This is a genomic window from Variovorax sp. FW301-JW7 (genome assembly GCF_058788795.1).
Map to the genome: position 1 here is coordinate 1 of NZ_JBYTBC010000006.1, position 25,584 is coordinate 25,584.

The 25,584-nt window shown below is 62.2% G+C and carries 24 protein-coding genes and 1 pseudogene; 15 read left to right on the forward strand and 10 right to left on the reverse strand.

All coding sequences use genetic code 11. From position 1 onward, the window contains the following. Positions 1 to 110: 110 nt before the first annotated feature. Both AC3WQM_RS17335 and AC3WQM_RS17340 read right to left on the reverse strand, forming a co-directional pair. Entirely contained in the window at positions 111 to 3,236 is a 3,126-nt protein-coding gene (locus tag AC3WQM_RS17335; protein ID WP_492680399.1) for an efflux RND transporter permease subunit, read from the reverse strand. Beyond that, positions 3,233 to 4,813, reverse strand: coding sequence for an efflux RND transporter periplasmic adaptor subunit (locus tag AC3WQM_RS17340; protein WP_492680401.1), 1,581 nt, complete (start codon positions 4,811 to 4,813; stop codon positions 3,233 to 3,235). Before AC3WQM_RS17340 ends, AC3WQM_RS17335 begins: the two co-directional genes overlap by 4 nt. A gap of 378 nt (positions 4,814 to 5,191) precedes the next feature. Here AC3WQM_RS17340 and AC3WQM_RS17345 point away from each other — a divergent pair, with 378 nt between their 5' ends. The 6 genes from AC3WQM_RS17345 to AC3WQM_RS17370 all read left to right on the forward strand — a co-directional run bounded on the left by AC3WQM_RS17345 (position 5,192) and on the right by AC3WQM_RS17370 (position 9,609). Beyond that, positions 5,192 to 5,713, forward strand: a complete 522-nt coding sequence (locus AC3WQM_RS17345) for a DUF6622 family protein (RefSeq protein ID WP_492680403.1) — start codon at positions 5,192 to 5,194, stop codon at positions 5,711 to 5,713. Positions 5,714 to 5,755: 42 nt separating this feature from the next. Next, a complete protein-coding gene (locus AC3WQM_RS17350) occupies positions 5,756 to 6,721 on the forward strand; it encodes a sterol desaturase family protein (protein WP_492680405.1) in 966 nt (321 codons plus the stop codon). Further along, a complete protein-coding gene (locus tag AC3WQM_RS17355; protein WP_492680407.1) occupies positions 6,718 to 7,023 on the forward strand; it encodes a 2TM domain-containing protein in 306 nt (101 codons plus the stop codon). The genes AC3WQM_RS17350 and AC3WQM_RS17355 overlap by 4 nt, the downstream gene beginning before the upstream one ends. Positions 7,024 to 7,094: 71 nt before the next feature. Beyond that, positions 7,095 to 8,114 carry a sensor histidine kinase gene (locus tag AC3WQM_RS17360; RefSeq protein WP_492680933.1) on the forward strand — a complete coding sequence of 340 codons (1,020 nt, stop codon included), beginning with the start codon at positions 7,095 to 7,097 and terminating at the stop codon, positions 8,112 to 8,114. Between the two features lie 30 nt (positions 8,115 to 8,144). Further along, the gene (locus AC3WQM_RS17365) at positions 8,145 to 8,984 is read left to right on the forward strand and encodes a LytR/AlgR family response regulator transcription factor (RefSeq protein ID WP_492680409.1); all 840 of its coding nucleotides are present in this window, start codon (positions 8,145 to 8,147) and stop codon (positions 8,982 to 8,984) included. A gap of 121 nt (positions 8,985 to 9,105) precedes the next feature. Beyond that, positions 9,106 to 9,609 (forward strand): hypothetical protein, encoded by a 504-nt coding sequence (locus AC3WQM_RS17370; RefSeq protein ID WP_492680411.1) that lies wholly within the window; start codon positions 9,106 to 9,108, stop codon positions 9,607 to 9,609. On the opposite strand, the gene AC3WQM_RS17375 is transcribed toward AC3WQM_RS17370, so the two are convergent. Both AC3WQM_RS17375 and AC3WQM_RS17380 read right to left on the reverse strand, forming a co-directional pair. Further along, the gene (locus AC3WQM_RS17375; protein WP_492680413.1) at positions 9,590 to 10,672 is read right to left on the reverse strand and encodes an IS1595 family transposase; all 1,083 of its coding nucleotides are present in this window, start codon (positions 10,670 to 10,672) and stop codon (positions 9,590 to 9,592) included. The genes AC3WQM_RS17370 and AC3WQM_RS17375 overlap by 20 nt on opposite strands. 468 nt (positions 10,673 to 11,140) lie before the next feature. Next, positions 11,141 to 11,335: a hypothetical protein gene (locus tag AC3WQM_RS17380; protein WP_492680415.1), complete on the reverse strand. Its 195-nt coding sequence runs from the start codon at positions 11,333 to 11,335 to the stop codon at positions 11,141 to 11,143. A 155-nt stretch (positions 11,336 to 11,490) separates the two neighbouring features. Here AC3WQM_RS17380 and AC3WQM_RS17385 point away from each other — a divergent pair, with 155 nt between their 5' ends. The 5 genes from AC3WQM_RS17385 (at position 11,491) to AC3WQM_RS17405 (ending at position 15,596) form a co-directional block, all read left to right on the forward strand. Next, complete coding sequence (locus AC3WQM_RS17385; protein ID WP_492680417.1) at positions 11,491 to 12,234, forward strand: hypothetical protein; 744 nt, start codon at positions 11,491 to 11,493, stop codon at positions 12,232 to 12,234. A 99-nt stretch (positions 12,235 to 12,333) separates the two neighbouring features. After that, positions 12,334 to 12,522, forward strand: a complete 189-nt coding sequence (locus AC3WQM_RS17390) for a hypothetical protein (protein ID WP_492680419.1) — start codon at positions 12,334 to 12,336, stop codon at positions 12,520 to 12,522. A gap of 187 nt (positions 12,523 to 12,709) precedes the next feature. After that, the gene (locus AC3WQM_RS17395; protein WP_492680421.1) at positions 12,710 to 13,183 is read left to right on the forward strand and encodes a very short patch repair endonuclease; all 474 of its coding nucleotides are present in this window, start codon (positions 12,710 to 12,712) and stop codon (positions 13,181 to 13,183) included. A 92-nt stretch (positions 13,184 to 13,275) separates the two neighbouring features. Next, positions 13,276 to 14,631: an ATP-binding protein gene (locus tag AC3WQM_RS17400; RefSeq protein ID WP_492680423.1), complete on the forward strand. Its 1,356-nt coding sequence runs from the start codon at positions 13,276 to 13,278 to the stop codon at positions 14,629 to 14,631. After that, a complete protein-coding gene (locus tag AC3WQM_RS17405; RefSeq protein WP_492680425.1) occupies positions 14,631 to 15,596 on the forward strand; it encodes an O-methyltransferase in 966 nt (321 codons plus the stop codon). Before AC3WQM_RS17400 ends, AC3WQM_RS17405 begins: the two co-directional genes overlap by 1 nt. A gap of 8 nt (positions 15,597 to 15,604) precedes the next feature. On the opposite strand, the gene AC3WQM_RS17410 is transcribed toward AC3WQM_RS17405, so the two are convergent. The 5 genes and pseudogenes from AC3WQM_RS17410 to AC3WQM_RS17430 all read right to left on the reverse strand — a co-directional run bounded on the left by AC3WQM_RS17410 (position 15,605) and on the right by AC3WQM_RS17430 (position 20,681). After that, on the reverse strand, positions 15,605 to 16,732 hold the full coding sequence (locus AC3WQM_RS17410; protein WP_492680427.1) for a DNA cytosine methyltransferase: 1,128 nt from the start codon (positions 16,730 to 16,732) through the stop codon (positions 15,605 to 15,607). Positions 16,733 to 16,940: 208 nt separating this feature from the next. Continuing rightward, positions 16,941 to 17,780 (reverse strand): annotated as a pseudogene (locus tag AC3WQM_RS17415) (IS3 family transposase); the annotation flags it as partial. A gap of 122 nt (positions 17,781 to 17,902) precedes the next feature. After that, a complete protein-coding gene (locus AC3WQM_RS17420; protein ID WP_492680429.1) occupies positions 17,903 to 18,418 on the reverse strand; it encodes a YfbU family protein in 516 nt (171 codons plus the stop codon). 8 nt (positions 18,419 to 18,426) lie between these two features. After that, the gene (locus AC3WQM_RS17425; RefSeq protein WP_492680431.1) at positions 18,427 to 19,137 is read right to left on the reverse strand and encodes an FRG domain-containing protein; all 711 of its coding nucleotides are present in this window, start codon (positions 19,135 to 19,137) and stop codon (positions 18,427 to 18,429) included. A 1,181-nt stretch (positions 19,138 to 20,318) separates the two neighbouring features. Next, a complete protein-coding gene (locus AC3WQM_RS17430) occupies positions 20,319 to 20,681 on the reverse strand; it encodes a hypothetical protein (RefSeq protein WP_492680433.1) in 363 nt (120 codons plus the stop codon). A gap of 137 nt (positions 20,682 to 20,818) precedes the next feature. Here AC3WQM_RS17430 and AC3WQM_RS17435 point away from each other — a divergent pair, with 137 nt between their 5' ends. From AC3WQM_RS17435 to AC3WQM_RS17450, 4 genes are all read left to right on the forward strand, one after another. Continuing rightward, positions 20,819 to 22,633, forward strand: a complete 1,815-nt coding sequence (locus AC3WQM_RS17435; RefSeq protein ID WP_492680435.1) for a glutamine--tRNA ligase/YqeY domain fusion protein — start codon at positions 20,819 to 20,821, stop codon at positions 22,631 to 22,633. A gap of 96 nt (positions 22,634 to 22,729) precedes the next feature. Further along, on the forward strand, positions 22,730 to 23,293 hold the full coding sequence (locus AC3WQM_RS17440) for a pseudouridine synthase (RefSeq protein WP_447746048.1): 564 nt from the start codon (positions 22,730 to 22,732) through the stop codon (positions 23,291 to 23,293). A gap of 46 nt (positions 23,294 to 23,339) precedes the next feature. Further along, positions 23,340 to 24,236 carry a peptidoglycan DD-metalloendopeptidase family protein gene (locus AC3WQM_RS17445; RefSeq protein ID WP_492680935.1) on the forward strand — a complete coding sequence of 299 codons (897 nt, stop codon included), beginning with the start codon at positions 23,340 to 23,342 and terminating at the stop codon, positions 24,234 to 24,236. 22 nt (positions 24,237 to 24,258) lie between these two features. Continuing rightward, positions 24,259 to 24,588, forward strand: a complete 330-nt coding sequence (locus AC3WQM_RS17450) for a hypothetical protein (RefSeq protein WP_492680437.1) — start codon at positions 24,259 to 24,261, stop codon at positions 24,586 to 24,588. A 15-nt stretch (positions 24,589 to 24,603) separates the two neighbouring features. On the opposite strand, the gene AC3WQM_RS17455 is transcribed toward AC3WQM_RS17450, so the two are convergent. Beyond that, positions 24,604 to 25,539 (reverse strand): M14 family metallopeptidase, encoded by a 936-nt coding sequence (locus AC3WQM_RS17455; RefSeq protein ID WP_095948925.1) that lies wholly within the window; start codon positions 25,537 to 25,539, stop codon positions 24,604 to 24,606. Positions 25,540 to 25,584 lie beyond the last annotated feature (45 nt).

Here is a 25,584-nt window from a genome sequence, read left to right on the forward strand (position 1 = left end):
GGTCGCCTTTTCTTTGCTTACTTTCTTTTGGCGAAGCAAAAGAAAGTGAGTCGCCCGCCGGGGCGAGACCCGGCCCCGGAAAACAAAAGAACAACAGGAGATGAACCAGATCAAGCCGTCTCCTCCTCAAGCTCCGAAGAAGACCGACGACCACTCCCCCCACCCAACCGATCAAACGCCAGATAGATAACAGGCGTAGTGAACAAAGTCAGCAGCTGACTAACGATCAACCCGCCAAAGATGGCAAGCCCCAGAGGACGTCGCAATTCAGCCCCATCCCCAAAACTGAACATCAAGGGAACAGCAGCAAACAAAGCCGCCAACGTAGTCATCAAGATCGGCCGAAACCGCAACAACGCAGCCTGATGAATCGCCTCACGAGCCGACTTCCCCTGCGTCCGCTCCGCATCGATAGCAAAGTCGATCATCATGATCGCGTTCTTCTTCACGATGCCGATCAGCAGAATGATCCCGATGATCCCGATCACCCCCAAATCATTGCCAGTCAGCATCAAGGCCAACAAAGCCCCAACCCCCGCAGAAGGCAACGTAGACAAGATCGTCAGCGGATGCACATAGCTCTCGTACAGCACCCCGAGCACGATGTACACACAAACCACCGCCGCCAAAATCAACCACAGCTGATTCGACAAAGACTTCTCATAGGCCCCAGAAGCCCCCAGAAAAGTCATCGTCACACTGCTAGGCAATCCGATCTCTTTCGCCGCCGCGCGAATCGCAGCCACCGAACCACCCAGTGACACGCCCGGCGCCGTATCGAAGTTCAACGTACTCGCCGGATACTGCGCCACGTGCGTGATCTGCAGCGGCGCCTGCCGCTCGCTGATCTCCGCAAAGGCCGACAACGGCGTCGCCGTGCCCGACCCCGCAATGAGGTTCAACTGCCCCAGCGTCTGCGGCGTGTTCACCATGCCGGGCTGCGCTTCCAGAATCACGCGGTACTGATTCGTCTCTGTGAAGATGGTCGACACGATGCGCTGCCCGAAGGCGCTGTACAGCGCGTCGTCCACCGAACTCGCGGTGATCGACAGCCGCGACGCCGTGTCGCGGTTCACGTTCACATACGCCGCCAGCCCCTGCGCACCGGCATCGCTGCTCACGTTGCGCACCTTGTCCGATTCCTGCAGCTTCGCCACGAGCTTCTGCATCCACTCGGTGACGAGCGCGCTGTTCACGCCTTCGAGCGACACGCGGTACTCGGTCGGTCCGGTCTCGGCGTCGATGGTCAGGTCCTGCGTGGGCTGCAGGTACAGCGTGAGGCCGGCCACCTGCCGCACACGATCGCGCAGGCGCTCCATCACCTCCTGCTGGTTGTCGTGGCTCTTGGTCAGGTTGATGAGCATGCTGCCGGTGTGCAGCATCGTGTTGTTGGCCGCGTCCACGCCGACGAAGGAACTGAGGTTCTCGACGTCGTGGTCCTCAAGAATGGCGCGCGCGGCCTGCTGCTGCAGCTGCGCCATGCGGTCGAAGGACACGTCTTGCGCGGCCTGCACGCGGGCCTGCAGCTGGCCGGTGTCCTGCGTGGGGAACAGACCCTTGGGGATCGTGAGGTACAGCACCACGGTCAGCACCATGGTGAGCAACGCCACCAGCAGCGTGAGCGGCTGGTGCGCGATCACCCAGTGCAGCGAGCGGTCGTAGCGCACCATCACGCCGTCGAAGAAACGCTGGGCGCGCGCGCCGAAGCCGGTGCCCGATGCGTCTTTCTTCGGCTCGTGCTTGAGCCAGCGCGCCGACATCATCGGCACCAGCGTGAGCGACACCACGCCCGAGATCAGGATGGTGATGGCCAGCGTCACGGCGAACTCGCGGAACAGACGGCCCACCACGTCGCCCATGAACAGCAGCGGGATCAGCACGGCGATGAGCGACACGGTCAGCGAGATGATCGTGAAGCCGATCTGCGCGGCGCCCTTGAACGCGGCCTGCAATGGCTTCTCGCCTTCCTCGATGTAGCGCGCGATGTTCTCGATCATGACGATCGCGTCGTCCACCACGAAGCCGGTGGCGATGGTCAGCGCCATCAGGCTCAGGTTGTTCAGGCTGTAGCCCAGCAGGTACATCAGGCCGAAGCTGCCGATCAGCGAGATCGGCACGGCGATGCTGGCGATGACGGTGGCGCGCAGGCTGCCCAGGAAGGCAAAGATCACCAGCACCACGAGCACCACGGCCAGCACCAGTTCCATCTCGACGTGCTGCACCGACGAGCGGATGCCGGCGGTGCGGTCGCTCAGCACCTCGATCTGCAGGCCCGCGGGCAGGCCGGCCTGCAGCTCGGGCAGCTGCTTCTTGATGGCGTTGACGGTGGCGATCACGTTGGCGCCGGGCTGGCGCTGCACGTTCAGGATGATGGCGGGCGTGAGCTGCACCTGCCCGTCGACCTTGCGCCCGGACCACGCGCCCAGCTGGGCGTTCTCGGCGCTGTTGACCACGCGCGCCACGTCGACCATGCGGATCGGCGCGCCGTTCTTGTAGCTGACGATGAGGTTCTTGTAGTCGTCGACCGTGAGCAGCTGGTCGTTCGAGTTGATGGTGTAGGCGCGCTTGGGACCGTCGAAGCTGCCCTTGGCGCCGTTGGAGTTGGCCGCACTGATCGCGGTGCGCAGCGAATCCAGCCCGATGCCGTTGGCCGCCAGCGCCTGCGTGTTGGCCTGGATGCGCACGGCCGGGCGCTGCCCGCCGCTGAGCGACACGAGGCCCACGCCGGAGACCTGGCTGATCTTCTGCGCGAGCCGGGTGTTCACGAGGTTCTGCACCTCGGTGAGCGGCAGCGTGTCGGAGGTGATGGCCAGCGTGAGCACCGGCGCGTCGGCCGGATTGACCTTGGCGTACACCGGCGGCGCGGGCAGGTCGGCCGGCAGCAGCGAGCCGCCGGCGTTGATGGCGGCCTGCACTTCCTGCTCGGCGACGTCGAGCGTCTGGCCCAGCGAGAACTGCAGCGTGATGATCGACACGCCCGCCGCGCTGGTCGAGCTCATGCGGTCCAGGCCCGACATCTGGCCGAACTGGCGCTCCAGCGGCGCGGTGACGGTGTTGCTCATGACCTCGGGGCTGGCCCCGGGGTAGAGCGTCTGGACCTGGATGGTCGGGTAGTCGACCTGCGGCAGCGCCGCCAGCGGCAGGAAGCGGAACGCCACCAGGCCGGCCAGCACGATGGCCAGCATCAGCAGCGAGGTGGCGACCGGCCGCAGGATGAACGGGCGCGAGGGGCTCATGGGCTGCGCCGTCCCTCACCGCCGCGTTCGCCACCGCCACCGGCGCCACCGCGCTCGGCCATGCGCTGCCAGCGCTCTAGCGCGGCCGGCTCGCCGCGGTCGAGGGCTTCGAGGAAACGCTTGCGGCGTTCGATCTGTTCGGGATCGTCCTTGGCCGCATCGAGCATGCGCTGGCGCTGCTCGGGGGTGGGGAGCTTGGCGGGCGTGGCTGCGGGTGCAGGCGTTGCTGCCGCTGGCGCTGCAGCCGGCGCAGCCGTTCCGGCGGCTGGTGCAGCCGGTGCCTGCGATGGCGAAGCCGGTGCCGCCGCTTCGGCGGGACGAGCACCGCCGCCCTGCGCACCACCGCCACCTTCCTGCCGACGTCCTCCACGCCGTCCGCCCGGCGCGGCCGCACCCGAGGCCGCACCCGCCGGCCGGTCGACCGTGGTCTGCACGCGCGCGCCGTCCTTCAGGCGGTCGCCGCCTTCGGTGACCACGGTTTCGCCGGGCTGCAGGCCCTTGGTGATCGAGGCGAAATCGACGCTCGATTCGCCGCGCGTCACCGGCCGCTGCGAGGCCGTGTTCTCGGCCGTCACCACGTACACATAGTCGCCGTTCGGGCCGTGGCGCAGCGCCGTGACCGGCACCACCACCGCGCTGCTCACGGTGCGCAGCAGCAGCCGCAGGTTGACGAACTGGTTCGGGAACAGCGCGCCGTCGGCGTTGGTGAAGCGCGCCTTGGCCTTCACGGTGCCGGTCTGCGTGTCGACCATGTTGTCGAGCGTGGAGAAACTGCCGTCGGCCAGCCGGCGCGTGCGCGTGCGGTCGAAGGCGGTGGTGGCGAGCGTGGCGCCCTGGCCCAGCCGCTCCTGCACCTCGGGCACGCGGTCCTGCGGAATGGCGAACTCGACGTCGATGGGCGCGATCTGCGTGATGGTGGCCACGCCGCCGGTGCTGCCGGTCGAGATGTAGTTGCCCGCGTCCACCGGTCGCAGGCCGATGCGCCCGCTCACCGGCGCCGTGATGCGGCTCCAGGCCAGGTTGAGCTTGGCGGTGTTCTCGTTGGCGCGGTCGATGGCCACGGTGCCTTCGAGTTGCTTGACCAGCGCGGCCTGGGTGTCGACGTCCTGGCGGGCGATGGAGTCCTGGCCGAGCAGCGTCTGGTAGCGCTGCAGCGTGACGCGCGCCGCGGCCAGCTGCGCCTCGTCGCGCTGGCGGGCACCGGCGGCCTGCGCCAGCGCGTTCTCGAAGGGCTGCGGGTCGATGGTGGCGAGCACGTCGCCCTTCTTGACCATCTGGCCTTCCTTGAACAGCACGGCCGTGAGCACGCCCGACACCTGCGGCTGCACCGTCACATTGGCCAGCGGCGTGACCGTGCCCAGCGCTTCGAGCTGCACCGGGATGTCGGCCTGCCGCGCGACGGCGGTGCCGACGGTGCTGGAGGCCGGGCCCCCGCCGCCTGCCCGACCGCCCGGGCCACCGCCGCCGGGGCGGCCTGCGCCTGCACCCGGTCCGCCCGCGCCGGGCGCCGGCGACTTGGAACGCTGCACCAGGTACCAGGCACCGCCCCCGAGGGCCACCAACAGAAGCAGGGCCATCAGGCTCCCGAACCAGCGGCGTCGACGCGCCGGCGGATGGGTCGGCGACACGACGGGTGGCAGGGGTTCGGGGGGCGTTTGGGAATCCATGGGCGGTGCGTGCGAAGGGGTGCGAAAAGGCGGCCTGAAGGGAGGCGGCCTAGAGTACAGCGCGAAATATCACTCCCGCAGTTTTCCGTGCCGTAAAGCGACGGTAAAGCTTCCGTTTGCGTGGCGACCCCGTCATCCCGCGCCCGCCGTTCGCGCCGGCGACCGGCACTTCACGCCGCCCACCCGCATTTCGTCGCATGGCCGTGGCGGGGGCCGGGCGGCATCGGCACAGTCCGCTCCATCGATTCCCTGCCCCCTTTGTCTTCTTCCAACCCAACGGAGCCTCTCATGCTGATGCAAATCCTTCTTCACACCCCGAAGTGGGTGTTCGCCGTGTTCGTCCTGCTGGCCTGGCTCGGTGGCCGGCAGCTCGTGGCCAACCGCATCGGCCTGAACCGCGTGCTGGTGATGCCGGTCGCCATGGCCGGCCTGTCGTTCTGGGGCGTGGTGTCGGTGTCCGGCGAGTCGGCCGGCGCCCTGATCGGCTGGGCCGTGGCCGCGCTGCTGCTCATGGTGCTGGTGCTGCGCCGTCCGCTGCCGGCGACCACGCGCTACGACGCGGCGGCCCGCCAGTTCGAGGTGGCCGGCACCGCCGTGCCGCTGATGCTCATGATGGGCATCTTCCTCACCAAGTACGTGGTGGGCGTGTCGCTGGCCATGCACCCCGAACTGCGCCACCACGTGGCCTTCGCCCTGGGCGTGCCGGCGCTGTACGGCGCCTTCAGCGGCGTCTTCGCGGCCCGTGCCGCGCGCCTGTGGCGCCTGGCCGCCGCGTCGGGCGCGATGGTCAGCGGCGCCCGCGCGGCCTAAGATTCCGGCACCCCCGCCCGCCCTTCGCCGCCAGGAACCGCCATGACCGTGCTCGTGTTGATCCTCAAGATTTCCATCTCGGTGGTGCTGCTTGCCTCGCTGGCCGAAGCGCTGGTGCTCTCATGGCGCAACGGCTGGCGCAGCTACGACTGGAAGGCGGCCGGCATTTCGGTGTTCGACTTCCTCGTGCGCGAGTACCCGCTGCGCTGGCTGCTGCCGCTGGCCTTCTGGGTCGGCGCCATGGACTGGCTCTACGCCCACCGGCTCTTCACGCTGCCGATGGACCACTGGACCGGCTGGCTCGCCTGCTTCATCGGCCAGGAGTTCTGCTACTACTGGTACCACCGCGCCGCGCACCGCGTGCGCTGGTTCTGGTGCACCCACGCCGTGCACCACTCGCCGAACCAGCTGAACCTGTCGGCCGCCTACCGCTTCGGCTGGACCGGCCGGCTCACCGGCACGCTGGCCTTCTTCCTGCTGGCGCCGCTCCTGGGCATGCCGCCGCGGATCATCTTGCTGATGCTCACGCTGAACCTGCTCTACCAGTTCTGGATTCACGCGACCTGGATTCCGAAGCTCGGCCCGCTCGAATGGGTGCTGAACACGCCCTCGGCCCACCGCGTGCACCACGCTTCGAACCTGGAGTACCTGGACGGCAACTACGGCGGCGTGCTGATCGTGTTCGACCGCCTGTTCGGCACCTACATCCCCGAGCGCGCCGACCTGCCCTGCCGCTACGGGCTGGTGAAGCCGATCACCTCGTACAACCTGCTCGAGATCGAGTTCAGCCAATGGCGCGACCTGTGGCGCGACCTGCGCTCGGCGCGTTCGCTGCGCGCCTTCGTCGGCTACCTCGTGAAGCCGCCGGGCTGGCGGGCGGACGGGCCGGGCGAGACCACCGAGGAGTTGCGCCAGCGCGCGGCACTGCCACCTTCACCGTCGATGCCGGCATCGGCTGCCAGCGACTTCGTTCCGATTTCACCTGTCTCTCTCAAGGAGCTGTCATGACCCCCATGTCCTCTTCCTCCTCCTCGTCTTCGTCCGCCGACATCGAACGGCGCGCCCGCCGCCGCGCCGGCGCCAAGATGGGCTGGTTCATCCATGCCTTCGTCTACGTGGTCGTCAACGTCGGGCTGGTGGGGCTTGCCGCCTCGCGCGGCCACAACTGGGCCGTGTACCCGCTCATGGGCTGGGGCCTGGGCCTGCTGATCCACGGCGCCGTGGTCTGGCTCATCGCGCCCGGCGGCGGCCTGTACGACCGGCTGCTGGAACGTGAACGCCGCGCACTGGGCGGCGAGGACCGCCGGTGAGCCTGGGCCTGTCGCTGTCGCCCCTTGCCGCCGGGCTCAGTGCCCGGTTCAGTGCCGCCAACCTCCAGTCCATGCTGCGGCATGGGCTGATCACCGCCGTCTTCAACTGCATGATTGCCAGCGCGCTGACCATCGCCGGCGGCGGCAGCTGGGCCGCCCACATGGTCTATTCGCTGGCGATCGGCACCGCGAGCTGGCTGTTCATCGATGGCGGCCGGCTCCTCATCACCGGGCACCGCGACGCCCTCTGGCCGAAATGGCCGTGGGGCCCGCTGCTGGTCGTGGTGGGCGTGACCTTCGGCTTCCTCACCGGCAACCTCATCGGCGACGCCTGGAGCGGCGCGCCCGCCTTCGACTTTCTCGACCTGCGGGGCCACAAGCTGGCCACGGGCGTCACCATCACCATCATCGCGGGGGCCGGCATCTGCTTCCTCTTCTACAGCCTCGGCAAGAGCAAGTACATGCAGAGCCAGATCGAACTGGCCCAGCGCAATGCCACCGAAGCCCGCCTCAAGCTGCTCGAAACGCAGCTCGAACCGCACATGCTGTTCAACACGCTGGCCAACCTGCGCGTGCTGATCACCGTCGATCCGCCGCGCGCCGTGGCCATGCTCGACCGGCTCAACAGTTATTTGCGCATGACGCTCAGCGGCTCGCGCGCGCTGTCGCATCCGCTGTCGGCCGAGTTCGACCGGCTGGGCGACTACCTCGAACTGATGTCGGTGCGCATGGGCGAGCGCCTGCGCTACACGCTCGACCTGCCCGACGACCTGCGCGACACGCCCGTACCGCCGCTGCTGCTGCAGCCGCTGGTCGAGAACAGCATCCGCCACGGCCTCGAGCCCCAGGTCGAAGGCGGCGAGATCGCCGTGCGCGCGCGCCGCGAGGCCGGCCAGTTGGTCATCGAGGTGAGCGACACCGGCGTCGGGCTCGATGCGACGCGGCAGCCCTCGGAAGGCGGCGGCTTCGGGCTCGAACAGGTGCGCGAGCGGCTGGCCACCGTGTACGGTGAGCAAGGCCGGCTGAGCCTGCGCCCCGCGCCCGCGGGCGGCGGGACGTGCGTCACCCTGAACCTTCCCCTGCCCGCCTGAACAGGCCTCCACGACAACAAGAAGAAGACGATGCCCCTCACCGCCCTCATCGCCGAAGACGAACCCCTGCTGGCCCAGGCCCTGCAAGCCGAGCTGGCCGCCGCCTGGCCCGAGCTGCGCGTGGTCGCCACCGCCCGCGACGGCCGCAGCGCCGTGCGCGAGGCGCTGCGGCTGCTGCCGCAGGTGCTGTTCTTCGACATCCGCATGCCCGGCCTCGACGGCCTGGGCGCCGCCGCCGAGCTGGCCGACAGCTGGCCCACCGACGAAGCGCCGATGCCGCAGCTGGTGTTCGTGACCGCCTACGACGAGTACGCCGCGCGCGCCTTCGAGGCCGAGGCCATCGACTACGTGCTCAAGCCCGTGCAGCCCGAGCGCCTGCGCAAGACCGTGGCGCGGCTGCGGCAGGCATTGGCGGCGGCGGCGCCGTCGATGACGCCGCCCATCCCGCCTGACGAGGCGCTGGAGCGCACCCTCGCCCAGTGGCGCCAGGTGCTGGGCGCCGCCGGCGGGGCCCCGTCGGCATCGTCGCCGCCGTCAGCGCCGCTGCGCATGATCGCCGCCAGCGATGCCGGCGGCGCGACCGTGCGCATGGTGCCGATCGACGAGGTGCTGTATTTCGAGGCCGCCGACAAATACCTGCGCGTGCTCACCGCCACGCAGGAATACCTGATCCGCACGCCCCTGAAGCAGCTGCTGCCCCAGCTCGATGCCGACACCTTCTGGCAGGTGCACCGGGCGGTGGTGGTGCGCAGCGCCGCCATCGAGGCGGTGCACCGCCTCGATGGCGGCAAGCTGCACCTGGCGCTGCGCGGGCGGGCCGAGAAGATCCCGGTCAGCCGGCTCTACGCCCACTTGTTTCGCGCCATGTGAAATCTGCGCGCCCAGCGCCCAGCAAAAAGCCGGCCTTTTCGGGGCCGGCTTTTTTCATTCAGTCCGGAATGATCTAGCTGTTGCACAAGACATCTCTCAAGGGAAATGAAACCCTTGAGGGATGCCAAAAAATCGCGACTATACGAACCTTCGTCGTACTCCCTCCTCGATGGCGTGGTTGATCAGGACGCGCGCAGTTCATCAGGGACGGTTAGACCAGCTCCTGAAGCATCAAAGCAAGCTCACGCAGCAAGTGAAGGTGATCGAGAGTGAGCTTGCAGCGATCGATGCTGTGATCCCCTTTCACGAAGTGAAAGTTGATGCGGCGGGTATCGTGGGTGTTCAGCCGAGGAGCAAGCGACTTGTACCTCATGGACAAATGACCAAGGTGATCATCCGCTGCCTAAAGGAAGCAAAAGGAAGAGCGGTTCACACCGAAGAGATTGCGCAATTCCTGGCCGGCGAAATCGGAGTTGATTTAGGGCAGTATGGGACGGCGGCGATGAACATCCGGGTTCGCACTCGTCTTAAGGTGCTGTGCAACGAAGGGCGAGTTCGGCGGCATCACATCGGAGCCACCGGGGGGGCTACAGGCAGCTGGTCTCTCATCCTCGATCAGTCTTAGGATTTGGACGCGTGCGCTGATCAAATATCAATTCACTTGATCGGTGATGACCTTGCCAGTAGCCGCGCCACCATCGTGATCGGCCAGTATTGAGTCCTGCGTCGAGAAGTAATTCCATCTGCGTGCGCGTGTCATTTCTTCGAACATCTTCGCGCCATGCAATCTCGTTCATGTAGTCCAGCATGTACTTTGGAGTCATGCGATGAATGGCGCCCCACACCAAGCGCCTGCTGCGCGCGAAAAAACTCTCCGCCTGATTTTCGTTCACGCCATCATCCGTCGAAAACTCAATGCTGTGGTTGACGGTGAAGTGCTCGTAGTGGTCTCCCAACCTGCTGAAGGCATTGCTTTCATCTGTGTGCACGATCGCGCCCTTCTTGATGTACTTCCGTGCCAATGGCGTAACGTGGACTTCGGCCTCCGCGGGGACCACTTCGACAATGGTGCGAGTAGCACCCTGTCCTTTGATCGGTGAAATTTCCCGGAGAACCATCACGATCCGCCGGTTGGGATGCGTCGCATACGATGTCTTGCCTTGCTTGGCCCGGGCGGGTATCGCTGTGGCCTTGATCTTCTTTCTAGGTTTACGGATTCGGCCCGAAAAATGGCCTCCGTCTATTTCGACATGACGCTCAAGCGGGTTGAGATTTCGCGCATCGCAAAGCCCTTCTCGAAACTTGTGCAGAAGAACGAATGCAGTTTGATAGGCGATACCCAGCTTGCGCGATACCTCGAGGGCGGACACGCCCTTCACACTCGTGACATAGAGCCAATGCGCTTGACGGATTTTTCTTAACGGTATCTTGTGGTCCTGAAACTTGGTTCCCGATGTCACCGAGAACGTACGCCCGCATCCCAACGCCTTACAACGCCACTGACGCCGGCCGCGGATGACGTAGTGCTTGTCAATGCTGCCGCAGTCAGGGCAAACCTGCATACCCTCCCCGTACTTGCCCCAGCGTTGCGCGGCAAAGAGTGCCTGCACGTCATCTTCAGACTGGCGTGCAACTTCCTCGAAGCTGAGATTCCTCGCTTCCTTGGAGAGCAGGAAGTGCCCGGCCATCCGTGACAGGCGGAAGTTGCGACGATCCGTTGAACGTCTAACGGTGCCGGCGCCGGACTAACAAGCAGTGCCGATCATTCCGGCAGGCGGTCGGCGCCGCTGCAGAGACCAGCCTGTGGCGTGCGTTTGACGTGGACTCAGGACCTTGGTCGATCGACTGAAGGCGGACGGTCGTAGGCGCGTACCCGTATAGATATTGGGTCATGTGTGTCGTTGCGAAAGTCGGTACGCCAGGGCAGGCGCGGGACGCAGGCGAACGAGGCCCGTCGGGCGCCATCAAAGAGTTGACAGAGCCCAGGACATGACACACAATTTGCGCAAGATAAATCGCCGGCAAGCATTTAATCCCGCACAAAGCCGCCAGTTCCCGAAGGGAGTTGGCGGCTTTTGTGTTTCTCGATCACCCGTAGGAACTGATGCTGCGGTGAGGTCCTCCTGCTATTGATGCGGACGGCTGGCTTGTGAAAATTACTCGCTTATCGATTCCAGCCAATCGGCAATGTCGGTGGTGCGGGCGAAAGGCCCACGGCGGCCTTCCAGGTCGAAGACCTTGACCGGGAGCTTCTCTTCGCGCCTGGCTTTGTAGAAGGCGGCGTACGTCTTGAAGCCGAGCGCCGCAACAAGGGCGCGAGCTCGAACCATAGGGCCATACAGCTCGAGCATTTCCCTGCGCCGTTGCGCGGCCGAGGTGCCTATAGCATTCATTTCAGTTCGCCTGGATTGACTGGAGCTTCGATCCTCTCCATGCTCACTTTGAAAATCTAGGTTCCGATGAGAGCATCATCGATACCTAGACAAGCAATCGTTTTTGGTGATCCATGAAAAAGAAGGACTGGCTCGACCACTTGCAAGTGACGCTCTGGCTTGGCGAAGTGCGAAGGGAAACCGGAGGGGCGAGTAACTACGAGCTGGACCAAATGTTCTCGTCAGAACCTGGAGCCTCCTCGGCGGATCGTCGAAAAGAGTTCGACTTCATCGAACGGAACGCCAAGCCGCCGCGCAGCGACGTGCTTCATCGGGTTGAGTTGAACATCCCCGGAACTCGGAGCCTGTATGAAGCGCCTTTTTGGAAGCTGGTGAGAGACGACAAGACGCCGCAGGCCAAATGCACGCAGAACGTTGAAGAGTTGCTCCAGTTGTATGGACTGGTTCGGCTCGACTGGCTTGAAGTGAGGGAGTACCTATTTGGAAGTAAGCAGGTTGATGAATACAGCGTTTTCAACGTAAGTCTTGAAGCGGCGCTAACTGGTCTTGCCTGGTATGACGGCCTGAGCCTGCTGTTTGCGCTCTACAAGGAAGCCAAAGGCTCAACTAACTTCAGGGTCACCGAATCTGTGAGCAGCATGCTCGACAGCACCATCAACCTTGCGTTGACACAGCGTCTCCCATGGGCTCAAACCACGGAGACTTATCTGGACCTACTGAACCACTGCTTGAACAGTGGGACGGTCGCTGATCGCTCGGATGCCGGGTCACTACTCCAGGCGCAGGTTGAATCTGCCAAGCCGATCCTGCCCTCATGGCTTGTGGCGCAGCGACAAGCACAAAGTCAGGCTGCCTGAGCAGTGCCTGCGATTGCATGACATACATCGTGGATTTTGAATTCCTCGACGGGTGTAGACTTTGATGCCGAACGTTGTCGGCATCCAGGGTTTGTTCGCATGACGAAATCGCTGCTTGAGTTGACTGCCTCCGCCGTATTCAAGCAGCGGTTGAGCAAGAGCTTCGGGAAGATCGCCGAGACAAGGGCTCGGCTGGGTCTGCCAAAGGCTGTCGTTGTTGATGGGGCCGTATTCAAGGAATATCCTGACGGGCGGCGCGAGCGAGTCAGCAAACCCTTGCTCACCTGATTGCAAAATGGGCGCACCGATTTCAATGCCATGGGCGCTCGTCTAGAAGCTGCTCGATGTTTCGAAAAACTCAGCCCAATTTCTGGAAAACCTTCTCGCGGCCATCGCCAAAAGGTCAGAAAGACGAGCATAGGCTGCTGCCCTCGGACCGGATTCCCTGGTGATCTGGTTGTACTTCGTGCGAAGAATGATCGACGACGGCAAGTCATCGCTTGTAACAGCACAGAAGTTCTCGCCAAACTTGAGCGAATCTATGGTGGACCGCCTTAGCCCTGAGCAGCGCAGCCAGCTGATGTCGCGCATCAAGGGCAAGGACTCTCGGCCCGAATTGCTGGTGCGGGGAACCCTGCATCGACTGGGGTATAGATACCGACTGCATGTCAAGGCATTGCCAGGATCTCCGGACCTAGTCTTCGCAGGGCTGAGCAAAATCATTTTCGTCAACGGGTGCTTTTGGCACGGGCACGCATGCAAGCAAGGCCGGGCGGTGTCGAAGAGCAATGTCGAATTCTGGGGGGAGAAGATCCGCAAGAACAAGGCTAGAGATGCACGCGTCTCTGCCAAGCTTCGCCGACGCGGCTGGCATGTCATGACGATCTGGGAGTGCCACATCAAGAAAGACGTGTGGCTTAACCGCGCGCTCCGCTTCTTGGCCAACTAGGCCAAGGGAAAGCCTGTACAGCGTCACGCGAGGTGTTACACGCCGATACGGACTATCATGACAGCAATAACGCTACACGCGGAGGAGTGCGAATGGCAGACGAACAGCCCGACATGAAAATCAACGCGTCACCGACGAAAGAATTTTTCATCGATATCTTGGTCAGAGACATCAAATTGGCCGACGCCATTGCTGATTTGGTAGACAACTGTGTAGACGGTGCTCGAAGACTTCGGCCTGACGGGAATTTTCAAGGACTGACGATTGACGTCGAGTTTGATTCCACGCATTTCTCGATTGCCGACAACTGTGGTGGAATTTCGGTCGATACTGCAAAAAATTACGCGTTTCGCTTCGGTCGTGCAAAAGGAAATCCAGCGACGGACGGCTCGGTCGGTCAGTTCGGGGTTGGGATGAAGCGCTCGCTTTTTAAGATGGGCGAACATTTCACGGTCGAATCCATTGATCCGAAAGCAAAATTTGTCGTCGAAGTCGATGTACCAAATTGGAAGGCCAGCATGCTTCCTGATGGTCGTGAGGATTGGGAGTTTCAATTCAAAGAACTTGTCTATTCTCCGCATCCATTGGATGAATGCAGCACTATCATCGAAGTGACCGTGCTCCGTCCTTCGATTGCCGAAGAATTCTCAAGCAAAGTCTTTGAAAGTCATTTGCTGGATGTTATCCAATCTGCTCACGAGCAGAGCATTCACAAGGGCTTGCATATTGCCATCAACAATCATGAAATCAAGCATCGCCTTTCAACATTAATAGCATCTGATGCTATACGGCCACTAAAAATTGCTGCCGAATACAAAGTAGCCGATCCAGACGACAAGGCGGAGGAAGTTGTCGTTTCTGTGACGATCTATGCTGGCGTCAGCGACTCGAATCAAGAGCAGGCCGGTTGGTATGTGATCTGCAACGGACGTCAAATTCTCAGAGCAGACAAATCGAAGACGACGGGATGGGATGATGTTGTCAATGACGAAAAACTCCCCAAGGCGCACAATCAGTTTTCCAGATTCCGCGGCTTTGTGTTTTTTGAATGCAAGAAAGCTGCTGTTCTACCTTGGAATACCATGAAGAATGCTGTCGATCCCGAGTCATCTGTTTACCAAGCCGCAAAGATGCAGATGGGGACAGCGATGCGCCAAGTGATCGATTTTCTGAACAGACTGGATGCTGAAACAGACGCGGAAGTGACCCCCCTGACTGACGCAGTCAAATCCGGGGCGGCGCAAGCGCTTTCTTCGCTTACACCCTCGTCGACGTTCGTGTACCCGCAACAAACCAACACCACGCGTCCTCCGCCTAAGGATCTACGCATCGCATATTCTCGATCAGTGGAGCATGTGGAATTCGCACGCAAGCATTTCGGTGTTACGGCATTGAAAGCCGTCGGCGAAAAGACCTTCGAGTATTTCATCGAACGCGAGTTGGTGTAATGGTTGCCAGCTACCGGAAGATCGACTACCGGGTTCGTCCCGCCAAGGCCGTCGAACGGAAGATGTTCGTCGAAATTCTGCGAAAGCTATCGGAGTTCGGACGACTCGAAGGCTACCGATATGTAGGTTTGGGATCGCTCTACTTCAGCGACTTCAAGTTGTTTCATCGTGTACTCGGATTCGATACGATGATCAGCATCGAGAACACGAACAACCCTGTCGTCCAGCAGCGATTTAACTTCAACTGTCCCTACCGCCATGTACAGATGCGCTATGGACTTTCCACCGACATTCTTGCGGCCTTGGACTGGCACGAGCGCACTGTCGTTTGGCTCGACTATGACGGGCATTTGGATAAAACGACCTTTGCAGATTTGGAAATAGCCTGCGGTAGTGCGAAATCAGGAAACGCGATCTTTGTGACGGTGAATGCTGCTGCGCCCGTCGAGAATAATGAAGATGGCGAACCTCTGCCCGTTATGGATGCCTTAAAAAAACGAGTCGGCAACGATCACGTACCTATCGGAGCGAAAGCCAGCGACCTCTCTGGCTGGGGGGTTGCACGACTGTACCGGGACATCATCACCACGAAGATTGAGGACACGCTGAGAAGGCTCAATGGTGTACGGCCGGCAGGAGCACGAATGGTCTACAAACAGCTAGTCAATTTTCACTACGAAGATGGAGCACGTATGCTGACTGTGGGAGGCGTCTTGTACGAGTCCGACCAATCAAATCTATTCGACCGCTGCGCGTTTGACAAGCTTCCGTTCGTCTCGCAGGGAACAGAGGCGTATCTGATCGACCCACCACATCTGACGTTCAAAGAAGTAAGGCATATTGATGCTTCGATGCCTGTCTCTACGGCAGATTTCGATAAATTTTCCATCCCTTCAGGTGACGTTGAGCGGTACGTTAAGGTGTACCGTTACTTTCCCAATTTCATTGAGGCGGATGCTGCCTAGGGGGAAATTTATTTGAGGCGTGCCTTAATTGAAGAGAGTACGCCCTCTGCGACGATGGGAGATACGCTATTACCCAACTGCCGGAAACTGTGCCACTTCGTTCCGTGAAGGGCGAACCAGTCCGGAAAGCCTTGTAGGCGAGCTGCCTCTCGAGGCGTAATTACCCTAGGCTGCGTTGGATGAATCGGTCGGACCGCTTGGTAGCTTCCTTTATCACTGCCCGTGCCCGCACGTAGCGTGGGACAAAGTCCCTTAACGTCGAGTCGCATTGCCTTCGAGACCTTGTCGATTTCCTTGGCTTTTAGTTTTGAAAATCGACTGACTACCGCCGGAGTATGTAGCGTACCCATACACCCCGATGTCACTCCAAATTCAAAGAATGCATCGACCGCGAAATTAAACCCAACATTCTTTGGCTGGTGCCCCTGTGCGCGCGAAAAAAAGGTTGAATTTTTGGTTGGCATCCGTTGAACCTCGCGCCATCCGTCTGATTCGGTCTGCCATGCTGAATCGATTTCTTCAGGCAATCCGGACAAGGCAGTGCCAACGGTAACGATCTCTTGCTTAATCGAGGGGACGAAAATCTCCGGCGAAAGCTCATTGCAGCGCTTGGGGTCAAACCCAACAAAGAAAACGCGTGTGCGAGTGGTCGGGGCACCAAAGTCTGCAGCACATACTCGCTGAGGTTCTAGCAAGACATAGTCTTTGGGTAACAGCCCATACGCGGCCTTGACGGTCTCGGCGTTACGCATGTCGAGAATTCCAGGTACGTTTTCAGCCACGAAGAAAGCAGGTCTCGTTTCGTCAACGAGACGCATAAAGTGCCCGAAAAGCGAGTTCCGAGAGTCTTCAGGATTTCGCCGCCCCATGTCGCTGAATCCTTGACATGGAGGGCCGCCGATAAGCCCTGTCAGCTCTCCTGATCGCATGCCTGAATGCGCGATCAAATCTCTGCCCGAGAGCGTGGCCACATCTATCCCGAGATGGCGAGCCTCGGGGAAGTTTTTCTGATGAGTTTCGTTCGCAAACGGATCGATCTCGACGGACGCGACCAAGTCAAACCCTGCGCGGGTCGCACCCAATGAGAATCCACCGGCCCCCGCATAGAGATCCAAAACTTTGCAGAGATCGGGCACTACTAGCTTTCTTGTTGCAAAGTGCGAGAGCTTAGCAGTGCCGCACGATTTTGTCGATCGTGGGTGTCGATGGCCGCGGCGGCGATGGTCCGCGGCATCAACGTCAATCTGCTGCGGCGATGGGACACGAGGCGAAGATGAAACCAAGAAGCGGGGTCTTGCACGCAGATGTCGTTGATTGAGCCAGGGCGCAAGAACGCAAGGCCGTCTTGCCCCGGCGCCACACGGCCATCATCAGTGCGTCCACCACGAGCTGCGAGGTCATGCTCTCTTGCATCGACCAGCCCACGATGCGACGCGAGTACAGGTCCAGCACCGCCGCCACGTACAGCCAGCCTTCGGCCGTCCAGATGTAGGTGAAGTCGGCCACCCACTTCCGGTTCGGGGCATCGGCCTGCAACTGGCGGTCCAGCATGTTGTCAGCCACCGCGCAGCGCCCGCCGCGGCCCTTGGGCAAGCCCCGGCGCCTGGGACGTGCACGAAGCGCCTGTTCGCGCATGAGCCGCTCGATGCGGTGCAATCCACAAGGCTGGCCCTGCTCCAGCACATCGCGCCACACACGCCTGGCGCCGTAGGTGTGGTCGCTGCGCATGAAGCTCTGGCGCACCTGAGCGCCCAGCTTCTCATCTTCAAGGCTGCGCTGGCTCCTGGGACGCGCCAGCCAGGCATAAAAGCCGCCCCGCGAGACACCGAGCGCCTCGCACATCAGATTGACCGGCCAGGCCCCTCGGTGCTTCGCCACGAAGCCGAACTTCACATCGACTCCTTCGCGAAGTAGGCCGCGGCTTTTTTCAAGATGTCGCGCTCCATCTTGAGCTTGGCCACTTCCTCGCGCAGCCTGGCTATCTCGGTGTCCTGGGCCGTCTGCTTGCCATTGCCCGGGAAGGCCTCCTGCTGCGCCTCACGCAACTCGCGAACCCATTTGCGCAACACGTTCTCGTGCACGCCCAGGTCCCTTGGCCGCCTGGGCCACGGCCCCCCCACGCTCGGTGACCAGCTTGACCGCCTCGAGCTTGAACTCGCGGCTGAATGTCCTTCTTCTCTCCATGAACCACCTCCGGTTTCATCTTCCACCTTAACAAGGTGTCTTTGAAGCCGGCAGCAGCCCAATTTCAAGAGTTCGTCGTTGAGTTCGGTATCGACCCGGGCTTCCGTGGGGCTTGATCCAAACTAATCCACCCGCTTGGCATTAAGGATGTGAAGTGCATCTTTTGCATCCATTTGCCAAATGTCGATGGGCTTTGCGGCATCCAGCATAGCGCTATATTTCTCCTTCATCGGCATATGGCTGTTCAGGTTGTCATTTCGGGAAAGATATTGTTTTTGCTCTTCAAATTTCCCTTGCCGCCCAATTAAGAAGCGGCAAAACGCCATTTCGCTGGTTTCATTATTTCCATCAAAGCCAGGAAAAATTGCAAAATTATGAGCAAGCAATTCACCGTCCTTTGTCCGCCGCTTCACATCTTCAATCGCTCTATATAGATCAAGGATGTCAAGGACAAATTTCCCTGCAATCTCCGGCATTTCTTCGCTGAACCATTCGTCAATCACAGAGTAGAAAATTTCGTAACCATTTTCTACAATCTCTATTAACTCCTTGTAATGACTAGACGAATCCGAGTCAAGTGCGGCAAGTATTTTATATTGATTCGCGAGAAGAACTCGCTCCTTCTTAGTTAGCTGCATATGAACCTTCAAAGAATTTTTCGCTTGATATGTTCTGCCATTCCGACGATATCAGGATATATGGTGTACTCATTCAGGTTGGCCCACCGTAAGAACTCTCTCGCATCGGCTTTAGCATCTTTTGTCAGCACAATTTTTCGAAAACTCTGATCAACCTTTTCAAAACCCAGGGGGTCGTTTCCGTGGATTGTAAAGGTTCCCTGCTGCGCTCTTAATCGGTCACTTATGTGAGCTGGGCGAACAGCAAGTGGTTTTTCAATGGCTACCGGCCTATTCTCCCAGTAGATTGTCTTGTAATCGAAGGCTTTATCCTCTGGCAGTTGTAGAATCTCGTTTCTGCCGCTGCTTCGATTTAGGCTTGAAGGATCCAGCAAGAAAAGAGAGCTGTCATTATCATTGGTGTAATCGCTGTGCAATATGAATGCAATTGCGACGCCCAAAACCGTGGTCCAATCCAAAAGACGAGTGGGAATCCAATAGTGCTGCATATCGAACAGCGTTTCCCAGTCGCTGGCGCGCTTTTCGAAAAGCCTCGCAGCAGTATTGCTAAATTCTTCAAAAAGAATTCGCTCTTTTTTTCCCCAGTCGGAAGTTCTGTGTAAGCTTGGAGTTAGGCCCCATGCTGCGTTCGACTGGCCCCGATACCAGACTGCCGGAGGATTACCAAGATCAGCCTCGGCTTCGCGCACAGAGTTTAAGAACTCGTTCCAGGGAGACATCAGGAGCAGGAGATAGGTTTAGTAGGCTACCGGCGCCGGTTGGCGTGGCTTCACTAGCATATTTCATTTGAACCAACCCTTCGCCCACTTCCTTGCGCCTCGGCAGTTCAATGGCTCCAACAGCTTGACATGTAGCCCTTTACTCCGGCCGTCGATACCTCCAACTGCTCGGCATCTGGACGACTGGAAGCGGTCCGACAGCGTAAGTTTGGCTAGTGATCGACAGGGCCGCAAACGGGCAGCCGCTGCTCCGGCGCCCGCAGTTAAGCGCGAGCGGCCTCCGTTCGAAAGCAAGGAATCACGCGGTTGTGATGCGTCTCGCGATTTCTCCGATCGTGAACCCGCGTGACTTTGCGTGCATGGATCTGCCGCAGATTGCCCTGCTGCCTCCGCGCCCACACCATCAGGCCCGGACCGAGCCTAGTCGCGATAGGGAGCGAAGTGGACTGCTAGGTGTAGCTTGCTCACCTAGCCGGCGCATGTTGTAGAGGCTTGCCGCTGCGCATATTTGTGGCCATAGCGCGTGCGCTTTCAAGAGCCTCTACGTCCGACTGAACAGCACGGTCGAACGACCTGGCGATGAACTTGCGGCGGGCACGGGAATCCGCGGCCCAGCGTCGAACTGTGGTGGTGGGGCGCGTTTCTGTAGCCATCCCAGTATTTTCTCCCTAATCTGTATCGGATACCGGTCGATGGGAAAGCCCAAGCGGTGCATCGCGTAGTCGCGGATCGGCCGAGCACTTGGGCGCGTCCTTGCCGTTAGGACCAGCTGATGTGCGAGGTCGGTCAGACAGCAGCCACTACAGCGGCGGCCAGCTTCGCGTGTTTTTCATCCAAATTTGAGCCAAAAAAAAAGTCCAATTTTTCATGATCGCTTGACCCTGCTTTCGAGCTTTCCGCCCTACGAATGAAGGCAATAGATGGATCAATTGAAATGAAAAACGTGGATCAATGTTCAGCTAATTTAGTCGGGATCGGGGATCGAACCTTATGCCAAGCGTCAGGCTTGAATTAGCGGCCCTACGAGGGCGCTTCGAGCAAGCAGCAGCAGACCAACGCGGATGGCTTGAGCCTCTCCACGTTGCGTCGAATCAACATTGCCAGATCCCTTAAGTTGTTGATTTAATTGGATTTTTGCATCAGCTAGATAAGGCCGATTCAGTCACGAATGGCGTTGTAAATCAGCGCCAGTGGCCGTGCCCATGGCCGTGACCGCGGTAGTAACCACGACCGTAATAGCGCGGGCCGTAATAGACCGGCGGCGGCGGTGCGTAGTACACCGGGGCCGGGCGGTAGTACACCGGCGGCGGCGGACGGTAGTAGACCGGGGGCGGCGGCGCGTAATACACCGGGGCCGGCGGTGCATAGACCGGGGCCGGGTAGTAGGCGGGTGCGCCCACGCCGACGGCCACGCCGGGCACGCCGACGCCGATCGACCAGCTCACGTCGCTGCGCGCGCTGGCCGAGGTGGCGGCAAACAGCGCACCGAAGGCCACCGCACCGGCGGCGGCCCATTTGAAGAAGGTAGAACGTGTGACGCTCATGATGTGGAACTCCTTGTTGAGGGGGCGTTGTGGGCCCATGTGTGTATTGAACGCCCCAAATGCAAACCGCGTGGACGCTGCATTGTGAAGAGCGTTGCCAAAAGTAACCCCTGCAGGCCCCCCTCTAGAATGACGCGATGACCTCCCCGACCGACAAAAGCGGCACCAAAACGACCGCTGCACCGAGCAATTTCCTGCGCCATGTGATCGAGAACGACCTCGCACAGGGTGCCTACGCAGGCCGCACCTGGGGCGGTTCCCCGGGCGACGCCGCCCACCACGCCCAGGGCATGCCCGACCCCGCCAAGGTGCGCATGCGCTTTCCGCCCGAGCCCAATGGCTACCTGCACATCGGCCACGCCAAGAGCATCTGGCTGAATTTCCAGCTGGCCAAGGAATACGGCGGCGTGTGCCACCTGCGCTTCGACGACACCAACCCCGAGAAGGAAGAGCAGGAGTACGTCGATTCCATCCGCGACGCCGTGAAGTGGCTCGGCTACGAAACCTACCTGGCCGACCGCCCCAGCGCGCCCGGCACGCTGCAGGAACACGAGTACTTCGCCAGCAACTACTTCGACTTCATGTACGAAGCCGCCGAGTACCTGATCGGCGCCGGCCTGGCCTATGTCGACGAGCAGACGCCCGAAGAAATGCGCGCCAACCGCGGCGACTTCAACACGCCCGGCACCGACAGCCGCTTTCGCAGCCGCACGCCCGACGAGAACCTGGCGCGCTTTCGCGAGATGCGCGACGGCAAGCTCGCCGACGGCGCCGCCATCCTGCGCGCCAAGATCGACATGGCGAGCCCCAACATCAACATGCGCGACCCCGCGCTGTACCGCATCCGCCGGGCCACCCACCACAACACGGGCGACAAGTGGTGCATCTACCCGATGTACACCTACGCGCACCCGATCGAAGACGCGCTGGAGCAGATCACCCACTCCATCTGCACGCTCGAATTCGAAGACCAGCGCCCCTTCTATGACTGGCTGCTCGATCGCCTGGCCGAAGGCGGCCTCGTCGCCAGCCCGCACCCGCGCCAGTACGAGTTCGCGCGCCTGAACGTGACCCACGTGATGACCAGCAAGCGCAAGCTGCGCCAGCTGGTTGAAGAAAAGCACGTCGACGGCTGGGACGACCCGCGCATGCCCACCATCGCCGGCCTGCGCCGCCGCGGCTACACGCCCGCCGCGCTGCAGCTGTTCTGCGAACGCAGCGGCACCACCAAGTCGGGCGGCTGGATCGAGTACGCCAGCCTGGAGGCCGCGCTGCGCGACACCCTCGACCCCATCGCGCCGCGCGCCATGGCCGTGCTCGACCCGGTGAAGCTCGTCATCAGCAACTGGGGTGAGCTGATGGGCAGCGACGACGTGCTCGACGACTGCTCCGCCCCCGTGCACCCGCACCACCCCGAGATGGGCAAGCGCGAATTCAAGCTCGGCCGCGACGTCTGGATCGAGCGCACCGACTACGAAGACGTGCAGCCCAAGGGCTTCTTCCGCCTGTTCCCCGGCAACAAGGTGCGCCTGAAGTACGGCCACGTCATCGAATGCACCGGCGCCACGCGCGACGCCGACGGCAAGCTCCTCGAAGTGCAGGCCACGCTGGTGCCCGACACCAAGAGCGGCACGCCCGGCGCGGACGCGATCAAGGTCAAGGGCAACATCACCTGGGTGGCCGCAGCCGATGCCGTGCAGGCCGAGGTGCGGCTGTACGAGCGCCTGTTCGCCGAAGCCAACCCCGGCAGCGGCGAGCTGCTGGACGAGCTGAACAAGCACAGCCTGGAGGTGTGCACGGCCTTCGTCGAGCCGTCGCTGGCGAAGGCCGAGCCCGGCGTGGGCATCCAGTTCGAACGGCATGGCTACTTCGTGCGCGACACGAAGGGCGCCGCCGGCGGACAGGTGGTGTTCAACCGCGCGGCGGGGATGCGGGACAGCTGGGGCAAGTAGGCCCACTGCAGCGCTCGCCCGAGAAGCCGGGGCCGTCAGGGCTCCGGCTTTTTTCTTGCGCCGAGCGTCGACAGACCCCGGCTATCCTGTCGGTTCATGAACGCTACGAGCCCTTCTTCTCGCCTCATCCGTTTCAACAAACCCTACGGCGTCCTCAGCCAGTTCACGCCCGAGGGCCGCTGGCGCGGGCTGAAGGACTTCATCGACCTGCCCGGTGTCTACGTCGCCGGCCGCCTCGATGCCGACAGCGAGGGCCTGCTGCTGCTCACCGACGACGGCAAGCTGCAAGCGCGCATCGCCGATCCGCGCTTCAAGATGGAGAAGACCTACTGGGTGCAGGTCGAGGGCGTGCCAACCGACGAGGCACTCGCTGCTCTGCGCAACGGCGTGCAACTCAACGACGGCCCCACGCGCCCCGCACGGGCGCGCCGGCTCGATCCGCCGCCCGACGTGTGGCACCGCGAGCCCCCGATCCGCGAGCGCAAGCTCATTCCCACCGCGTGGCTGGAGCTGGCGATCAGCGAAGGCCGCAACCGCCAGGTGCGGCGCATGACGGCGGCCGTCGGGCTGCCGACGCTGCGCCTCATCCGCGCCGCCATCGGGCCTTACACGCTCGACGGACTGGCGCCCGGGACCTGGCTGGAACAGAACGGCGGCTGAGCCGTCGCACAACCACCACCTCTTCATTCGAATCCTGTCCATGCACATGAACCTTCCTTTCTCCGACCTCCCCTCTGCCGCATTGAACCGCCGCAGCGCCGTGCTCGGCGCCCTCGGCTTGCTGGCGCTGCCCGCCGGTGCCGCGGCCCCGGCCAAGAAAACCAACAAGCCGCAGGCGCCCGATGTCTGGCCGCATGCGTCGCTGGTGCCCGGCGGCGTCGCCCGCCTGTCGCTCGGCCCCGCGGCCACGCGCCCCAAGGCCTTCGCTGGTGATGTGCCAGTGCTGGTGCTCGGCGATCCGATCGAATGGACCGCGCTGGTCGGCATTCCGCTCGCCACCGCACCCGGCGAAGCCAGCATCAGCGTGCGCGCCGAGGGCAAGCCCGAACGCCAGATCGCCTACACCGTGGCTCCGAAGCAGTACCGCGAACAGCGCCTGACGGTGGCGCCGCGCACGGTCGACCTGTCGCCCGAGGACGAGGCCCGCTACGTCAAGGAACGCGATCACCTGACCAGCGTGATGGCCACCCTCACCGACCTGCGCCCCGACACCGCGCTGCAGATGCGCGTGCCCGTGCCGGGCCGCCGTTCCAGCTCGTTCGGCCTGCGCCGCGTGTTCAACGGCCAGTCGCGCAATCCGCACAGCGGCATGGACATCGCAGCCGGCACCGGCACGCCCGTGCGCGCGCCGCTGGCCGGCAAGGTGATCGACACCGGCGATTACTTCTTCAACGGCGGCACCGTCTGGGTCGACCACGGCGGCGGCCTGCTGACGATGTACTGCCACCTGAGCCGCTGGGACGTGAAAGTGGGCGACGTGCTCAAGGTCGGTGACCCGCTGGCCGCGGTGGGAGCGACGGGGCGGGTGACCGGGCCGCACCTGCATTGGGGGGTGATGCTGAACCGGACGATGGTGGACCCGGCGTTGTTCGTTGCGGGTTGAGGCACCCAGCCGGAACGCCGTCATGCGTGACAAAGCGCCGACCCTCTTCACCGAAGCCTGCCTCGCCTCCTCGTTCGCACCCACCGAACGCCGCGAAGCCCTCACCCGCCTCAACACCCTCTTGCACCCCGCCCTGCAGCGGATCGTCGCCGCCGAAGTCGCCGCGGGCAACCGCGTCGTCGATGTCGGCATCGACTGGCCCGACGAGGGCTCGGTGCACGTCACGCTCCAAAGGCATTTCACGGCCCGGCACGCCGGCAAGCAGGCCGCGTTCAGCCTCTGCGACGACCCGCACTACTGGCATGCCGACTACAGCACCGCGGACAAACCGCGGCACCTGCTGATCTGCTGAAGAAAAACTCCGGCCTCAGAGCGGCCTGGTCAGGTACACCGCCTCGCGCCCCACGATCGTTCGCTGCGCGGGCATGAAGATCGTGCAGTCGTCGCACGGCGCGCGGATCTCGTCCGGGCCGTTGGTGGCGATCAGTTCGCCCTTGGCAAAGGTCTCGAAGCCGATCAGCGGGCGCACGAAGGCGAAGTCTTCTGACTTGATGACATGCGTCTGGAGCAGCTCGAAGCGACGCTGCTCGCCGGGCGCGGGCACGGCCGGGTCCTTGTCGATGAGGCCGAAGTGCGCAAGAAAGTCGAGCGAGATGGCGGTGGCCAGCTCGGAGGCCGAGCGCAGGAAATGCTGGCCGCACTCGGCCACCAGCGCCACGCCCTTGCCGTCGGCCCGGCCATGCTGGCCGTGCTGGATCAGCGGCGTGCCCGAGCCCAGGCCGTCGGGCATCACCAGGTGCACCGACGGGCGGCCGATGGCCATGGCGGCCTCGGCGTTGCGGTCGAAGGCCGGGTACACCCAGAACGGAATCACGGGCTGGCTCGTGGAATGGATGTCAAGGATGTGGTCGGCCGCGCTCACCACCGGGCGCAGCTCGCGGGCACGGCGCAGCTCGGGGCTGTCCTCGCTGCCGTCGAGCCATTCGGGCGACCACACGCGGTTGAGGTTGTGCACCAGCTGGCGGCTGTCGAAAGGCAGCGCCTCGTTGAAGGACTCATACGCCGCCACGTTGGCAAAGCTGACGGTGAGCGTGCCGATCTTTGGGCGCACGCCGGTGTCGAGCAGGTGCGTGGCGGCAGTCATGCCGCAGATCTCGTTGCCGTGCGTCAGCGCATTGATCAGCACGTGCGGGCCGGGCTTTCCGGACTCGAAGCGGTGCACGTAGTCGATGCCGACGTTGCCCTCGCGGTAGGCGGACAGGTCGCGGGGGAGGACTTCGAGGGCAGGGGGAGATTGGGTCATGGGGTGGTGAACAGGTGGGATCGGAGGCCGCCGGCAAGTTTGCTA

Excerpts from the sequence above, each read along its gene's own strand:
- AC3WQM_RS17380 (WP_492680415.1), bottom strand. The coding sequence starts at position 11,335 with ATGCTCGAGCTGTATGGCCCTATGGTTCGAGCTCGCGCCCTTGTTGCG.
- AC3WQM_RS17350 (WP_492680405.1), top strand. The coding sequence starts at position 5,756 with ATGACCGTGCTCGTGTTGATCCTCAAGATTTCCATCTCGGTGGTGCTG.
- AC3WQM_RS17335 (WP_492680399.1), bottom strand. The coding sequence starts at position 3,236 with ATGAGCCCCTCGCGCCCGTTCATCCTGCGGCCGGTCGCCACCTCGCTG.
- AC3WQM_RS17345 (WP_492680403.1), top strand. The coding sequence starts at position 5,192 with ATGCTGATGCAAATCCTTCTTCACACCCCGAAGTGGGTGTTCGCCGTG.
- AC3WQM_RS17430 (WP_492680433.1), bottom strand. The coding sequence starts at position 20,681 with ATGAGCGTCACACGTTCTACCTTCTTCAAATGGGCCGCCGCCGGTGCG.
- AC3WQM_RS17435 (WP_492680435.1), top strand. The coding sequence starts at position 20,819 with ATGACCTCCCCGACCGACAAAAGCGGCACCAAAACGACCGCTGCACCG.
- AC3WQM_RS17355 (WP_492680407.1), top strand. The coding sequence starts at position 6,718 with ATGACCCCCATGTCCTCTTCCTCCTCCTCGTCTTCGTCCGCCGACATC.
- AC3WQM_RS17445 (WP_492680935.1), top strand. The coding sequence starts at position 23,340 with ATGAACCTTCCTTTCTCCGACCTCCCCTCTGCCGCATTGAACCGCCGC.
- AC3WQM_RS17365 (WP_492680409.1), top strand. The coding sequence starts at position 8,145 with ATGCCCCTCACCGCCCTCATCGCCGAAGACGAACCCCTGCTGGCCCAG.
- AC3WQM_RS17455 (WP_095948925.1), bottom strand. The coding sequence starts at position 25,539 with ATGACCCAATCTCCCCCTGCCCTCGAAGTCCTCCCCCGCGACCTGTCC.
- AC3WQM_RS17360 (WP_492680933.1), top strand. The coding sequence starts at position 7,095 with ATGCTGCGGCATGGGCTGATCACCGCCGTCTTCAACTGCATGATTGCC.
- AC3WQM_RS17385 (WP_492680417.1), top strand. The coding sequence starts at position 11,491 with ATGAAAAAGAAGGACTGGCTCGACCACTTGCAAGTGACGCTCTGGCTT.
- AC3WQM_RS17375 (WP_492680413.1), bottom strand. The coding sequence starts at position 10,672 with ATGGCCGGGCACTTCCTGCTCTCCAAGGAAGCGAGGAATCTCAGCTTC.
- AC3WQM_RS17400 (WP_492680423.1), top strand. The coding sequence starts at position 13,276 with ATGGCAGACGAACAGCCCGACATGAAAATCAACGCGTCACCGACGAAA.
- AC3WQM_RS17405 (WP_492680425.1), top strand. The coding sequence starts at position 14,631 with ATGGTTGCCAGCTACCGGAAGATCGACTACCGGGTTCGTCCCGCCAAG.
- AC3WQM_RS17425 (WP_492680431.1), bottom strand. The coding sequence starts at position 19,137 with ATGTCTCCCTGGAACGAGTTCTTAAACTCTGTGCGCGAAGCCGAGGCT.
- AC3WQM_RS17340 (WP_492680401.1), bottom strand. The coding sequence starts at position 4,813 with ATGGCCCTGCTTCTGTTGGTGGCCCTCGGGGGCGGTGCCTGGTACCTG.
- AC3WQM_RS17450 (WP_492680437.1), top strand. The coding sequence starts at position 24,259 with ATGCGTGACAAAGCGCCGACCCTCTTCACCGAAGCCTGCCTCGCCTCC.
- AC3WQM_RS17440 (WP_447746048.1), top strand. The coding sequence starts at position 22,730 with ATGAACGCTACGAGCCCTTCTTCTCGCCTCATCCGTTTCAACAAACCC.
- AC3WQM_RS17420 (WP_492680429.1), bottom strand. The coding sequence starts at position 18,418 with ATGCAGCTAACTAAGAAGGAGCGAGTTCTTCTCGCGAATCAATATAAA.
- AC3WQM_RS17395 (WP_492680421.1), top strand. The coding sequence starts at position 12,710 with ATGATCGACGACGGCAAGTCATCGCTTGTAACAGCACAGAAGTTCTCG.
- AC3WQM_RS17390 (WP_492680419.1), top strand. The coding sequence starts at position 12,334 with ATGACGAAATCGCTGCTTGAGTTGACTGCCTCCGCCGTATTCAAGCAG.
- AC3WQM_RS17370 (WP_492680411.1), top strand. The coding sequence starts at position 9,106 with ATGCCAAAAAATCGCGACTATACGAACCTTCGTCGTACTCCCTCCTCG.